The organism is Ruegeria sp. BI11 (assembly GCF_056538005.1).
The window spans coordinates 76,950-90,144 of sequence record NZ_JBQFSM010000002.1; the positions used below are offsets into that span (position 1 = coordinate 76,950).

19 protein-coding genes and 1 tRNA gene are annotated in these 13,195 nt (G+C 57.5%); 12 read left to right on the plus strand and 8 right to left on the minus strand.

From position 1 onward, the window contains the following. Positions 1-85 precede the first annotated feature (85 nt). The 8 genes from ACR0DT_RS05185 to ACR0DT_RS05220 all read left to right on the plus strand — a co-directional run bounded on the left by ACR0DT_RS05185 (position 86) and on the right by ACR0DT_RS05220 (position 6,046). The gene (locus tag ACR0DT_RS05185) at positions 86-859 is read left to right on the plus strand and encodes an isocitrate lyase/PEP mutase family protein (protein ID WP_480709735.1); all 774 of its coding nucleotides are present in this window, start codon (positions 86-88) and stop codon (positions 857-859) included. 121 nt (positions 860-980) lie between these two features. After that, positions 981-1,430: a tellurite resistance TerB family protein gene (locus tag ACR0DT_RS05190; RefSeq protein WP_480709736.1), complete on the plus strand. Its 450-nt coding sequence runs from the start codon at positions 981-983 to the stop codon at positions 1,428-1,430. A 20-nt stretch (positions 1,431-1,450) separates the two neighbouring features. Beyond that, a complete protein-coding gene (locus tag ACR0DT_RS05195) occupies positions 1,451-1,888 on the plus strand; it encodes a tellurite resistance TerB family protein (protein WP_480709737.1) in 438 nt (145 codons plus the stop codon). Beyond that, positions 1,885-2,616 carry a phosphate/phosphite/phosphonate ABC transporter substrate-binding protein gene (locus ACR0DT_RS05200; RefSeq protein ID WP_480709738.1) on the plus strand — a complete coding sequence of 244 codons (732 nt, stop codon included), beginning with the start codon at positions 1,885-1,887 and terminating at the stop codon, positions 2,614-2,616. Before ACR0DT_RS05195 ends, ACR0DT_RS05200 begins: the two co-directional genes overlap by 4 nt. Positions 2,617-2,762: 146 nt before the next feature. Next, entirely contained in the window at positions 2,763-3,539 is a 777-nt protein-coding gene (locus ACR0DT_RS05205) for an ABC transporter ATP-binding protein (protein WP_480709739.1), read from the plus strand. Between the two features lie 34 nt (positions 3,540-3,573). Continuing rightward, entirely contained in the window at positions 3,574-4,287 is a 714-nt protein-coding gene (locus ACR0DT_RS05210; protein ID WP_480709740.1) for a transporter substrate-binding domain-containing protein, read from the plus strand. Positions 4,288-4,355: 68 nt separating this feature from the next. After that, positions 4,356-5,243, plus strand: a complete 888-nt coding sequence (locus ACR0DT_RS05215; protein ID WP_480710270.1) for an ABC transporter permease — start codon at positions 4,356-4,358, stop codon at positions 5,241-5,243. Then, on the plus strand, positions 5,240-6,046 hold the full coding sequence (locus tag ACR0DT_RS05220) for an ABC transporter permease (protein WP_480709741.1): 807 nt from the start codon (positions 5,240-5,242) through the stop codon (positions 6,044-6,046). Before ACR0DT_RS05215 ends, ACR0DT_RS05220 begins: the two co-directional genes overlap by 4 nt. Before the next feature lie 95 nt (positions 6,047-6,141). Here the strand turns inward: ACR0DT_RS05220 and ACR0DT_RS05225 are convergent. Then, positions 6,142-6,218 (minus strand) — tRNA-His (locus ACR0DT_RS05225). Between the two features lie 47 nt (positions 6,219-6,265). Beyond that, entirely contained in the window at positions 6,266-6,748 is a 483-nt protein-coding gene (locus ACR0DT_RS05230) for a GNAT family N-acetyltransferase (RefSeq protein WP_480709742.1), read from the minus strand. Positions 6,749-6,825: 77 nt separating this feature from the next. Here ACR0DT_RS05230 and ACR0DT_RS05235 point away from each other — a divergent pair, with 77 nt between their 5' ends. Beyond that, positions 6,826-7,014, plus strand: a complete 189-nt coding sequence (locus ACR0DT_RS05235) for a DUF6324 family protein (RefSeq protein WP_226688614.1) — start codon at positions 6,826-6,828, stop codon at positions 7,012-7,014. Between the two features lie 4 nt (positions 7,015-7,018). Here ACR0DT_RS05235 and ACR0DT_RS05240 read toward each other — a convergent pair whose 3' ends face one another. Next, positions 7,019-7,450, minus strand: coding sequence for an MmcB family DNA repair protein (locus ACR0DT_RS05240; RefSeq protein WP_480709743.1), 432 nt, complete (start codon positions 7,448-7,450; stop codon positions 7,019-7,021). A 114-nt stretch (positions 7,451-7,564) separates the two neighbouring features. On the opposite strand from ACR0DT_RS05240, the gene ACR0DT_RS05245 reads away from it, so the two are divergent. Then, complete coding sequence (locus ACR0DT_RS05245) at positions 7,565-7,885, plus strand: ArsR/SmtB family transcription factor (protein WP_480709744.1); 321 nt, start codon at positions 7,565-7,567, stop codon at positions 7,883-7,885. Beyond that, positions 7,882-8,307: an SRPBCC family protein gene (locus ACR0DT_RS05250; RefSeq protein WP_480709745.1), complete on the plus strand. Its 426-nt coding sequence runs from the start codon at positions 7,882-7,884 to the stop codon at positions 8,305-8,307. Before ACR0DT_RS05245 ends, ACR0DT_RS05250 begins: the two co-directional genes overlap by 4 nt. Before the next feature lie 214 nt (positions 8,308-8,521). Here the strand turns inward: ACR0DT_RS05250 and ACR0DT_RS05255 are convergent, their stop codons facing one another. The 5 genes from ACR0DT_RS05255 to ACR0DT_RS05275 form a co-directional block, all read right to left on the minus strand. Then, the gene (locus tag ACR0DT_RS05255; protein ID WP_480709746.1) at positions 8,522-8,827 is read right to left on the minus strand and encodes a hypothetical protein; all 306 of its coding nucleotides are present in this window, start codon (positions 8,825-8,827) and stop codon (positions 8,522-8,524) included. A gap of 59 nt (positions 8,828-8,886) precedes the next feature. Next, positions 8,887-9,369, minus strand: a complete 483-nt coding sequence (nusB, locus tag ACR0DT_RS05260; protein WP_480709747.1) for a transcription antitermination factor NusB — start codon at positions 9,367-9,369, stop codon at positions 8,887-8,889. Continuing rightward, positions 9,366-9,917 carry a 6,7-dimethyl-8-ribityllumazine synthase gene (locus ACR0DT_RS05265; protein WP_170441641.1) on the minus strand — a complete coding sequence of 184 codons (552 nt, stop codon included), beginning with the start codon at positions 9,915-9,917 and terminating at the stop codon, positions 9,366-9,368. Before ACR0DT_RS05265 ends, nusB begins: the two co-directional genes overlap by 4 nt. 2 nt (positions 9,918-9,919) lie before the next feature. After that, on the minus strand, positions 9,920-11,041 hold the full coding sequence (gene ribB, locus ACR0DT_RS05270; protein ID WP_480709748.1) for a 3,4-dihydroxy-2-butanone-4-phosphate synthase: 1,122 nt from the start codon (positions 11,039-11,041) through the stop codon (positions 9,920-9,922). Between the two features lie 102 nt (positions 11,042-11,143). Continuing rightward, positions 11,144-11,731: a riboflavin synthase gene (locus ACR0DT_RS05275; protein ID WP_480709749.1), complete on the minus strand. Its 588-nt coding sequence runs from the start codon at positions 11,729-11,731 to the stop codon at positions 11,144-11,146. 138 nt (positions 11,732-11,869) lie between these two features. On the opposite strand from ACR0DT_RS05275, the gene ACR0DT_RS05280 reads away from it, so the two are divergent. Continuing rightward, a complete protein-coding gene (locus tag ACR0DT_RS05280; protein WP_480709750.1) occupies positions 11,870-13,168 on the plus strand; it encodes a capsule biosynthesis protein in 1,299 nt (432 codons plus the stop codon). The last annotated feature ends 27 nt before the right edge of the window (positions 13,169-13,195 follow it).

Sequence of the window (13,195 nt, forward strand, 5' to 3'; positions counted from 1 at the left end):
GTATTGTGTTAGTCGGCGCGAAACATCTTTACGCGCCGACTATTTGCACGGTTAACTGCCGCCATAGCAGCGACAGGAGACCGGCATGACCAACCAGATTACCCAAGCAGAAGAATTCGCCGCCCTACACAGAAAGGGCGAACCGGTCATCCTGTACAATATCTGGGATCCGGGCAGCGCCGGGGCTGTCCGCGAAGCAGGTGCCAAGGCGATTGCGACCGGCAGTGCTCCAGTTGCAATGGCACAGGGGTTCGGGGACGGTCAGAAAATCTCACTGGATGCAGCCTTGGACAATGCAAGCCGGATTGTGGCGGCAGTAGACCTGCCCGTGTCGCTGGATTTCGAGTGCGCTTATGCCGAGGACGTACTGGGCGTTGCTGCCAACGTTAAACTGGCGCTGGAAACTGGTGTCATCGGCTTTAACTTTGAAGATCAGATCGTTGGCACCAGCGACCTTTACGACATTGAAACGCAGGAAGCGCGCGTCCGTGCCATGCGCGAAGGCTGTGATGCTGCTGGTGTCCCGGCCTTCATAAACGCCCGAACGGATATCTTCCTGAAAGCAAAACCTGACACTCATGACGATAGGATGCTGGACGATGCGATTGCACGGGCCAAGGCCTATGCAGACGCCGGGGCCAGCGGTTTTTTTGCTCCGGGGCTCAAGGATGAAGGGCTGATTGCCCGGCTCTGCGAATCGACTGACCTGCCCGTAAATATCATTGCCCTGCCCGGCACCCCTGACACTGCCACGCTGGCCTCATTGGGTGTGGCGCGGATCAGCTATGGCCCTGTGCCCTATCGTCAGATGCTGGGCTGGTTGCAGGAACAGGCAAAACAGGCCTTTCAATCGGGTTGATCCATCAGCAGACGGATCACGCTCAGCGTGTTCCTGCCAAATCCGGTAATCTTGCGACCATTCGGCCTTTGACGGATCGTCAGTGCTTGGCGGTCCTCAAATAATGAAATAACCTGATAACATGTTGAAGAAATTCTTTCAGGCTTTTCGCCCACCGCAGCACGATAACTTGCCTGACCCAGATGCCGAGCTGGCCTTGGGTGCGCTCATGGTGCGCGTGGCGCAGGCGGATCGTGACTATAAGCTTGAGGAAATCAGCCTGATCGACCGCATCCTTGCGCGGCTTTACCAGCACAACGCGATCGAGGCCGCCAAGGTCCGTGCCACTTGTGAAAAGTTGCACGCCGCCGCGCCAGAAACCGATACGTTTGGCAAGCTGATCCGCGAGACCACCGACCTGCACGAACGCCTGGCCGCGCTGGATGCTCTATGGGAAGTCGTTTTGGCCGATGGCGACACGGACGAGGGTGAGATCAAGATCGTGGAAGAGGCACGCATTGCCATGGGCCTCAGCTTTAACGACAGCCAGACCGCCCGCGAGCGTGTTCAAAGAACCTTGGAAGAGCATTAAGCCCCATCTATATCTAACTCATGTTTAGTGATTTCCTCTCCCGGCTAACACAGCCCGCCCCTGATCCGCTTGCCGATGATGATGCCCGTCTGGCCTTGACTGCCCTGTTGGTACGCATCGCCCGGTCTGACAACGACTATGCCGACACCGAGATGGCCCGAATCGACAAGATTTCGGCCCAGCGCTACGGCCTGTCTCCGTTCGAGGCCGCCGCCCTGCGCGCGCGCGCCGAGGATCTTGAGGCCGAAGCCCCCGACACAGTGCGCTTTACCCGTGCGATCAAAGAGGCGGTAGCCTATGACGACCGCCTAGCCGTGGTGCAGGCGATGTGGTCGGTCGCATTGGCTGACGGGCAGCGCACCGGCGAGGAGGACTCGCTGTTGCGGCTAGTAGTCAGCCTGCTGGGCGTCAGCGATGTGGATTCGGCGCTAGCACGTCAAAAGGCCGCCAAGTCGTGATCGCGATGCTGGGCATGTATGACATGCCCGCAGTGCAGCCTGCGAATGATCGGTTCTGGGCATTGATTCGTGACCACTTGGGCTATGGTCCCGCTCAACTGACCCGAGACACCGATTTCTGGAATATCTGGAAACATCCAGACCTGATCTTTGCTCAGACCTGCGGCATGCCCTATCGCACCCATCTGCATGGCAAGGTAAAGTTGGTAGGCACCCCGGACTATGGGCTGAAAGACTGCCCGCCCGGCTATTACCGATCCGTTTTTGTGGCCCGACGCGACGATCCGCGCGATCTGCGCGCCCTTACGGTCGGCACCTTCGCCTATAATGAAACTCTGTCGCAATCGGGTTGGGCAGCTCCGATGGTCCATCTTGAGAAGCTCGACCTTCGCCCCAAGACCATGCTGGAGACCGGTGGACATGCGCGTTCGGCCGACGCAGTAGCCGATCGTCGGGCTGATTATGCGGCGTTGGATGCTTTGACCTGGGAACTGCTCAAGGCGCATTCTGATCTCGGCCCGACCTTGCGCGAAGTCGACATGACATCGCCAACACCCGCCCTGCCCTATATCACTGCCAGCGGACAAGACGCGCCAGAAATCGCGCGCGCGGTACGGGCTGCAATTGGCGACCTGACCCTGCATGATCGCGGCCTGCTGCACCTTCGCGGCCTGATTGACATTCCTGCGGACAACTATCTGGCGGTTCCCAATCCGTCTCAGGATTAGACTATCGGACGTGACTACTATCCAAATCGGGCAGTACCTGTGGTCAATTTGACAGTTTCAGCACCCGTTGATGTCATTTGCGCATTGCATTGCCCCGATTTTTGCGCCCTATTACCGCACCAACACCGACAACACATGGGCCACCCGTGACAGATTCCACTCCCGTTATCGAAATCAAAAACCTCCACAAAAGTTTCGGCCATCTCGAAGTGCTGAAAGGGGTCGATATTACGGCAAGGCGCGGGGATGTGGTTTCGTTGATCGGATCGTCTGGATCGGGCAAATCCACTCTGTTGCGCTGCTGTAACCTGCTGGAAGATAGCCAGCAGGGCGAGATCCTGTTCAAGGGTGAACCCGTTCGCTGGGCCGGAGACCTGCACCACCGCCGTCCGGCCGACCCTAAGCAGGTGATGCGCATCCGTACCAACCTGTCGATGGTATTTCAGCAGTTCAACCTGTGGGCCCATATGACCATCCTGCAAAACGTGATGGAGGCCCCGGTGACCGTTTTGGGCCGCGATCCGAAAGAGGTTGAGGACAGCGCCCGCAAGTATCTGGAAAAGGTTGGCATCGGCGATAAGTGCGACGTTTACCCCGCGCAACTGTCCGGCGGCCAGCAACAACGCGCAGCCATCGCCCGCGGCCTCTGCATGGAACCCGAGGCGCTACTTTTTGACGAACCCACCTCGGCGCTGGACCCGGAACTGGAACAGGAAGTGATCAAGGTGATCAAGGATTTGGCCGCCGAAGGTCGCACCATGATCATCGTGACCCACGACATGAAAATGGCGGCTGATATCTCAAGCCATGTCGTATTCCTGCATCAGGGCTTGATCGAAGAAGAGGGCCTGCCGGAAGATATCTTTACGTCCCCCGAATCCGAACGGCTTCGGGGCTTTCTATCCGCCACACAAGCGGCTTAACTTCAGGACAGAAAACAAAACTGGGGAGTATCCAATGAAAAAACTGATTCTGACCACTGCAGCCCTGGCGCTGAGCGCTGGCATGACCATGGCGGACACCATCCGTCTGGGCACCGAAGGCGCTTATGCGCCGTGGAACTTCGTCAATGATGCGGGCGAGATCGACGGTTTTGAGCGTGAGCTGGGCGATGAGCTGTGCAAGCGCGCCGGTCTGGAATGCGAATGGGTCAAGAACGACTGGGATTCGATCATTCCGAACCTCGTGTCGGGCAACTACGATGCGATCATCGCGGGTATGTCGATCACCGACGAGCGTGACGAAGTCATCGACTTCACCCACAACTACACGCCGCCGGATCCGTCGGCCTATATCGCCATGTCCGATGGCGTAGACCTGACTGGCGGAGTGATCGCAGCGCAGACCGGTACCATTCAGGCGGGTTACGTTGCTGATTCCGGTGCAACTCTGGTTGAGTTCGCAAGCCCGGAAGAAACCATCGCCGCCGTACGCGGTGGTGAAGCGGATGCAGTTCTGGCAGACAAATCCTTCCTGGTGCCTTTCACCGAAGATGGCTCGGGTCTAGTCTTTGTTGGCGACGAAGTTCCGCTGGGCGGTGGCGTCGGCATGGGCATTCGCGAATCCGACGGTGAGTTGAAAGAAAAGTTCAACACAGCGATCCAGTCCATGAAGGACGACGGCAGCCTGAACGAGCTGATCACCAAGTGGGAAGTGTCCTCGACCTTCTAATGAACTCCGCGGCGCGCCTGTTCTAAGGCGCGCCGCCTCTGCGCCCTTGCCAGTCAAAGAGGCCCGCCATTTTCTCGTTTTGCACTGATCCCGATACACTCGGCACGTTCCGTTGGTTCTCGTGTTACCTGACCAATGGTGTGCATTGGGTGTTCTACCTGTCCTTCTTCAAGGTCTTGCTGTTGCTGGCTATTACAGCGCCCGTGGCGTTGGGTTTTGGCTTCTTGGGCGCCATGGCAGCCCGATCGCACTTTCCGCCACTCAGCTTACTGGGCAAGGGCTATATCGCAATCGTGCGTGGCGTGCCTGACATTGCCTTCTTCATGTTCTTCGTGATCGCGCTAGATCAGGCATTCGAATGGACCCGGCATCAGATATTGTGCCCGGAGTGGACCGATCCGATCCGACAGGGCAATGACTTCATCGTTTGCCAGGCTGCCAAACTGCCGCTCGGCACTGCCCCTGAATGGGTGCACGAAACTTACGGGTTCTTTCTGGCCGTCATAACATTCTCGATCGTTTTCGGTGCCTTTGCCGCAAATGTGCTTTTTGGCGGTATGCGCGCCGTTCCTCACGCTCAGCTGGAAACGGCCGGAGCCTATGGGATGACCCGCCGCCAGACCTTCTGGCGCATTCTTGTGCCCCAAATGTGGGTCTATGCCCTGCCCGGCCTGTCGAACCTGTGGATGGTGCTGATCAAGGCCACTCCGCTGCTGTTCCTGCTGGGTATCGAAGATATCGTTTATTGGGCGCGCGAGCTGGGCGGCTACAAGAACCCGAAATTCACCCAGTACCCGCATGGTGACTGGCGCATGTGGTACTTCCTTGCCCTGCTGGTGTTCTACCTGGGCATGACCCGCGTCTCGGAAATCGGGCTGGAACGGCTGATGCGCCGCCTGTCCCATGGTCAGGCGACCTCGGGCGGAGAGCTGTTGCGCAAGGAGACCACCGCATGAGCTGCTTGCAAACGATTCAGGACTACGGCCTGCGCTCAATCGGGATTGGCGAACGTCTGCTGCCGCGGAATGATTTTACCCTGTGCGAACAGTTTACCCTGATCGGCTCGGGTATGATCTGGAACATCTATTTCGGGATCATGGCGCTGATCACCGGTTTTTTCCTGGCAACAGCGCTTGCCATGGGCAAGGCATCTAAGAACAAATGGCTGCGGAAACCGGCAGAGTGGTTCATCTTCCTGTTCCGAGGCTCGCCGCTGTTTATCCAGTTCTTCTTTGCCTATTTCTTCTTCCTGTCGCTAAAGCAGAGCTACCCGTTCCTCGACGCGCTCACCTCGGCCTGGCTAGGCGCTTTGATCGTGCTGTTCTTTAACACTGCGGCTTATTCCGGAGAGATCTTCTATGGCGCCCTGCGCTCGATCCCCAAGGGCGATATAGAGGCCGCGGACGCCTATGGTATGACCGGCTGGGCGCGGTTTCGCCGCATCGTGTGGCCAACCATGCTGCGGCTGGCATGGCCTGCCTACACGAACGAGGCGATCTTCCTGTTCCATGCGACAACGCTGGTGTTCTTCTCGGCCTTCCCGGTCTGGCAGCAACGTGGCGATGCGCTGTATTACGCTGGCTATTTCGCGGACAAGACGTTCAACCCGTTCATCCCCTACCCGATTCTGGCCTTCTACTTCATCCTGCTAACCCTTGTGGTCATCTGGGGCTTTGGTCGGGTAAACAGGCACTTGAACCGCCACTTGCCCGCCGCCAAGCAGAGCAAGATGAAGCTGAGATTGAATCTGGCGCGCTAAACTCAGGCGCGCCAGCCGTCCCATTTTGATTTACGACAAACTACACCCAATGCGTCCGCAAGGTCGCGTTGTTCGTGTGTCTGGTTAAGGAGAGATGGTACCGCCTCCCTGGCTTGAACAGGGGACCTCTGGATCCACAATCCAGCGCTCTAACCAACTGAGCTAAGGCGGCACTCGTGAGGGGCGATGTACCGAACGCGCCGAAGGAATGCAAGAGGATTAAAGCCGAATTTTCCAGCTTTGTTCGACGAGATCGACACCAAAAGAATGCACCGGATTACTGGCCAGCAACTGCCACCCGTTCGCCCGATACAGCGCGCAGGCTGCCTCGTGGCTTTCATGGGTCCACAGGCGCATTTCTGCATACCCAACGCTACGCGCGTAGCCCATACACGTGTCCAGCATGCGTTTTCCCAAGCCCTTACCCCGTGCATCAGGCAGCAGTAGAAAAAGCCGTAGTTTTGCAGTTTGTTCATCCAGAGCGACGCAGAATATGCTACCAAGTCTTTTGCCGTCATGTTCCGCGATCCAACCGCGTTCGCAGGTTGGATCATGGTTGACGACAAAATCCTCAAGAATGCTCTGGACCAAAGCACCGAAAGAGGCATCAAAACCCTCGTCACGAGCATAATACCAGCCGTGCTGCTCTACCAGCCAAGCTGCATCTCCGGCGCGAAAGGGCCTGATCTGAACGTTTTCCATTCCTTATCTGACAGCAAAGGCAGCTTGATTCTCAACCCTTTGCGCGCTAGCACGAACGCCTAGTCCCGGAGGCGAACATGGGCATCAACACCGAACGTGACATTCAGGCAAACCTGCAGATCGGCCCTACCGATCACGGCATGGTGCGGCTATTCATTGAGGCAGATAACCTCGAAATCCCGATGGATTTTGACCCCGAAGAAGCCGAGGAAATCGCGGACGAAATCCGCGCTGCTGCTCAGGCTGCCCGAGCCGTCCAAAGCTGATCGCCTAAATCCGAGGATCACGCAGCGCCTGTAACCTGCGCGCCGCGTCGGTTGCGAATTTCTGAATCATCTTCTTGCGCCGCGCCGGGGCAACTTTGTCTTCCGGCGCCATGCGCACGATCTCGGCATCATAGGCGTCGGCGATGATCAGGCCGGTATCCGCAGGCAGCAGATCGGTCGGAAAGTCGATATCGACGGCCCAGAAGAATCGATCACACCACTCAAGATAGCCCTGCCACTTGGAATCGGACTGATAATCCGCCCTGCTGGATTTGCATTCGATCACCCAAAGCTCACCCTTTGGGCCCAGCCCCATGACATCGACGCGGAGACCCCGCATCGGCACGAATTCTTCAATTGATACAAACCTGTGGGCCGACAGATGGCGGGCCACACCGCGGGCAAGTTTTTGTCCGGGTTGCAGATCGAGTGTCATACGGGAAATGTGAACAATTCGTGAACAAAAATCAAGAACCACTTCACCCTTGACATGATACCTTTTGGTATTTCATTTATATGATACCAAAAGGTATCTCTAATGGTGAAGCAAATGCAGCCTCAAACTCAAAACGCCTTTCGTGCGTTGGCCGATCCAACGCGTCGCGACATAGTACAGATGCTTGCCGCACAGGACATGACCATCGCCCAACTGACCGAGCGGTTCGACATGACCCGCGCGGCCGTCAAAAAGCACCTAATCGTTTTGTCAGATGGTGGCCTGATCACGGTCGAAGCGCGCGGACGGGAACGTATCAACCGGCTGGCACCGCAGGGTATGGCCCCTGTTCTAGACTGGCTCAGCTATTTCGACCAGTTCTGGGACGACCGCCTGAACAAACTGAAAGAAGCCATTGAAAGGAAAGACACATGACACATGCCGTTCTGCAAAAAACGATCTTTCTACGGGCCGAACCCACAACCGTCTGGGCCTATTTGACGGACCCTGACCGTCTGGCCGAATGGTTTCACAAACCCGAACGCCCCCTATCCGCTGGCCAAAAGCTTGAGATGTTCGGAACAACCAGTGGTGATCTGTTGATATGGGGAGAAGTGCGCGTTGCACGCCCGCCGGAATACCTGGAATACACATTCACCGTCAAACCCATGGGGGACGCCGTCAGCGTGGTAAAATGGACGCTAGAACCCGTGCCGGGCGGCACCCGACTTGCGTTGCAGCACGAAGGCCTACCACAAGGTGCCGAAGCCTTTGGCCTGATCCTGTCGCTCGATAGCGGCTGGGATGAGCATTTCGGCAAGATGCGCACTGCCCTGAACGAAACAGTTGATGCCTGACCCCTTGTGCAAACCCGCCGCAACCCCTACTTAGGCGCGTGGCGGGTTCTGCCCTTCTTGTGATAGGTAGCATTCTGGTGGCCTTAAGCAATTCCGAGGGGGCTGGCTCTGTTCAGGTCCTGGCCTGATTACCCGGCGCCCACCTGTACATACAGGTCCTCGGGAATCACACCGCACGGTTGACTGGCGGTCCCGCCACATTCTTTCTGGGTAATCAACGCCCTGTGCGGGCTTTCTGTTTCGCAATTGCGGGCTTGAAACTATGAACAACTGGAGTTCCACGGCGTGGGCCTTCGGGCTTTTCCGCCATGCTCATAATCACATAGGCGAACTGAACCCCGGCAAAGACGATCCCGTTCATGAACCAGATCATCAGGATCGCGATCACCCCGATATCTGATCCAGTGATCAAGCTGCGTAAATTGGCCACGTTCAGCGCCAACAGCACCCCGACAAAAATGGCCGAGATGACAAAACCCCATGCGACCTGTGTGATATACAGTCTGATCAGTTTGGGCATGGCTGGCCTCCTTGCGCTATGACATTCAGGTTAGCGCATCTAAGACCGGGGTAAAGGCGTCAGAACGCCTCGGGCTTGGCTTCGCGCGCCATGTGATCCAGCACGGCGTTGACGAATTTCGGTTCTTTGCCTTCCGGGAAAAAGGCGCGGGCGACGTCGACAAATTCGGTGATGACCACTTTAGGTGGCGTGTCGCCCTGAGTCAGTTCGGCACCAGCAGCACGGAAAGTGGCGCGCAGGGTTGGGTCGATGCGCGCGATCGGCCATTTGGCGACCAATGCGCGGTCAGTCATCTGATCAATCGGTGCCTGATAGTTCACGGCATCCTCAACCAGCTTGCGAAAGACGCTGGTGTTACCGTCCAGCATCTCTTCGCCCTCATAGACGGCGCCGAAACGGTGATCCAGAAACTCATTCACAACCTGTTCGGTCGTCTGGCCCGACTGCTCCATCTGGAACAGCGCCTGCACGGCGTAGAGCCGGGCGGCAGATTTCATCAGGCGTTTCTGGTTGGCCGGTTTCGGCGCGTCTGTCTGGGTCATGCTGTCGTGGGTCCGTTGCTGTCGCCCGCCACAAGGATGGACTCGGACGGGGGCTTGAAGCCGACGCCCTTTTTCGAAGCGCCCCACTTACGGCTGAGCGCGATCAGATGCAAGGCCGCAGCGGCTGCTCCGCCACCTTTATTCATCTTTTCAGGATTTGCGCGGACTTCGGCTTGATCGTCATTCTCGACGGTCAGGATGCCGTTGCCGATCAGCAGGCCCTGCAGGCCCATCAACTGAATGGCACGACTGGAGTCGTTGCAGACGGTCTCATAATGCGTGGTCTCACCGCGGATGACGCAGCCCAATGCCACATAGCCGTCGTAGTTACACTGGCGGTCTGCCATGGCGATGGCAGTTGGGATTTCCAGCGCACCGGGAACCTCAACAACGTCACAAGTGCCACCAGCAGCTTCGATCTCGGCCTTTGCACCAGCGACCATGTTATCGGCAATGGCGCGGTAGAAAGGAGCCACAACCAGCAGCAGTTTCACCGGTTTGTCGAAGGTCGGTGTCGGCAGGACGCCATGTTTGTCTTGTTCAGCCACGATCAGTCATCCTTGAGAATGGAGCGGGTACCGACGATGGACAGGCCAAACGCGTCGAGCCCCAAATATACAGTTTCCGGTGAATCCGTCAGCAGCACCAGTTCCTGAATGCCCATCTTGGACAGGATCTGCGCGCCCAGACCGGTTTGCTTGATGGTGCGCGGCCCTTCGTCCTCGACTGCATACAGCGAGTTGCGCGGCTGGCGGAACAAGCAGACGACGCCGCGGCCTTCCTCGGCGATCTTTTCCATCGCGCGGGGCAGTTCGCGCGATGATTTGGGACCGAGGCCCAGAATGTCCGGCGCTTCGTGCAGCGCGTGGGTGCGGGTCAAGACAGGCTCGGGTGTGGTTACATCGCCTTTGATCATCACGACGTGCTCAATCCCGTGGGTCTGATCGGTGAAAATCCGCATCTCCCACTCGCCACCATATTCTGAGGTGACGGTTTCACGCGACGTCTCAACTACAAGATTGTCATTGCGAGAGCGGTACGTGATCAGGTCGCTGATCGTGCCGATCTTCATGTCGTGGGTTTTGGCGAACTCAACCAGATCGGGCAATCGCGCCATCGTGCCATCAGCCTTCATGATCTCACAGATCACGCCCGACGGGTTCAGGCCGGCCAGACGTGAGATATCCACGGCGGCCTCGGTATGGCCCGCGCGGACCAGCACCCCGCCCCGTTTGGCGCGCAGGGGGAAGATGTGGCCGGGGGTGGCGATATGCGCCATCGTGTTCTGTTCGTTAATTGCGGTCGCCACGGTCAATGCGCGATCGGCGGCGGAAATGCCGGTTGAAACGCCCTCACGCGCCTCAATCGACACAGTAAACGCGGTTTCATGGCGGGACGAGTTGTTTACGGCCATCATCGGCAGATCCAAGGCCTCGATCCGCTCCGCAGTCATCGGCAGGCAGATCAGCCCACGTCCATGGGTGGCCATGAAGTTGATCGCGTCGGCGTCGGCAAATTCGGCGGAGATCACCAGATCGCCTTCGTTTTCGCGATCTTCGTGGTCAACCAGAATATACATCCGGCCCTTGCGCGCCTCGTCGATGATGTCTTCAATCGGGCTGATCGCGTCGCGCAATTGGGCTTCGACAGGTCCTGGGGTTTCAAAGCTCATGAGGCAGCCTTTCACAGAGCATGTTTGACCCGGTGGATAGACTACCAGAGGGCCAAAGACCAGAGCACTTGCGGCACCAGACGATCCCGACGCGACGTAGTTTCAGGACATCTCGGCCAGGCGCGCGACGTAGCGGGCCAAGGTGTCGATCTCAAGATTCACCTTGTCGCCAACTGAGACGTCACCCCAGGTTGTGACTTCCTTGGTGTGCGGGATGAAATTGATGCCGAAATCACAATCATCCACATCGTTGACGGTCAGCGATGTTCCGTTCAGTGCGACCGAACCTTTCGGAGCAATAAACCGGGCCAGATCCTTGGGTGCGCGCAGAGTAACGCGGGTGCTGTCGCCTTCGTCCTGCACGGCGACCACTTCGGCCACGCCGTCCACATGGCCCGACACGATGTGTCCGCCCAATTCGTCGCCAACCTTCAGGGCACGTTCCAGATTAACGCGCTTGCCGACCTGCCAGCTGTCCAGATTTGTTTTCGACACAGTTTCGGCGCTGATCTGCACATCATACCAATCATCGCCCAGTGCAATTACAGTCAGGCACACCCCATCGCTGGCGATCGAGGCGCCGATATCGATTCCAGCCGTGTCGTAATCCGTTTTGATCCGGGCTCGCAGATCGCCCTGCTGATCCAGTTCGGTGACGGTGCCGATATCGGTGACGATCCCTGTAAACATTCCGCTAACCCTTGGTTTCTAACCTGATCCAGTGTTCCTAGCCGAGGTAAGCGCAAGCGGCGTGGCGGGCAAGCCCCAGCTTGCCGTGAAAGGCCGAAACGGGCATAATTTCCCGAACAAAGGGCAAGAGCAGTATTGATGTCACCCGACGCCACAGGCCTGAACCGCCGTGTCTTCCTGTTTCTGCAGGGACCACATGGTCCGTTCTTCAACGGACTCGGTCGCATGCTGCGATCTTCGGGGGCCGAGGTCCTGCGTGTCGGGTTCAACGCCGGGGATCAGGCGTTCTGGTTCGACAAAGCCTCGTACGTCCCATTCCTCGACGCGCCTGAGCTTTGGCCCAACCGGTTGTCTGAGCTGATCATTGATCGGGGCATCACGGACATTGTCCTCTACGGCGACACGCGTCCAATTCACGCCAGCGCCGTGAAGATCGCTCAAACCAAAGGTGTGACCATTCATGTATTCGAGGAAGGCTATCTTCGCCCCTGGTGGGTGACTTATGAGCGGTTCGGATCCAACGGAAACTCGCGCCTTATGACGCTGGACGTAGATCAGATGCGGCACGCTTTGGATCACACCACAGCCCAGTCACCGCCACCGCCATCGCATTGGGGGGATATGCGGCAGCACATTTTTTACGGGGCGCTTTATCACTGGTTCGTGCTGTTTCTGAACCGGCGATATCGCAATTTTAGACGCCATCGGGATCTGCCCGTCTCAAAGGAGTTCAGACTGTATTTCAAGCGTCTGGCCCTGATGCCCTTTCATCGGATTCAACGCCGCTGGGCCACGGCACGCGTGCTGGGAAACGGTCACCCCTATCATCTTGCACTACTGCAACTGGGGCATGACAGCTCGGTTCAATCCCATTCGGATTATTCCTGCATGTCCGACTTTCTTGAGGATGTCATCCGCGGGTTCGCCAGTGGAGCGTCTGAGCATCACCGGTTGGTCGTGAAAGAACACCCGCTGGAAAACCACCGCGAACCATTGCGCCACCGCGTGCAAGAGTTGGCACAAGCACATGGAATTTCGGATCGCGTACATTATTTACCGGGTGGCAAGCTAGCCAAACTGCTGGATGGCGCAAGTTCTGCTGTGACCATCAACTCGACTGCCGGGCAGCAGGTTTTATGGCGTGGCATTCCGCTGCGTATCTTCGGAAAATCGGTCTATGACAAACCCGAATTCGTATCGCGCCAACCGCTGGCGGCATTCTACGCCAACCCGATGGCCCCTGATCAGGATGCCTACCAGATCTATCGCCAATTTCTGTTGAAAACGAGCCAAGTGCCCGGAGGATTCTATTCACGCCGGGGCCGAAGGCAGCTTTTGCGCGGCGTGACGGATATGATCCTGACGGCCGAAGATCCCTATCAATCCGTCCTGTCTCACAAAGAGGCGCAGACGCCACAGTTAAAGCTTGTTGAGTAAAACTGGCCGGTTGGCGCTAGAAGTTAT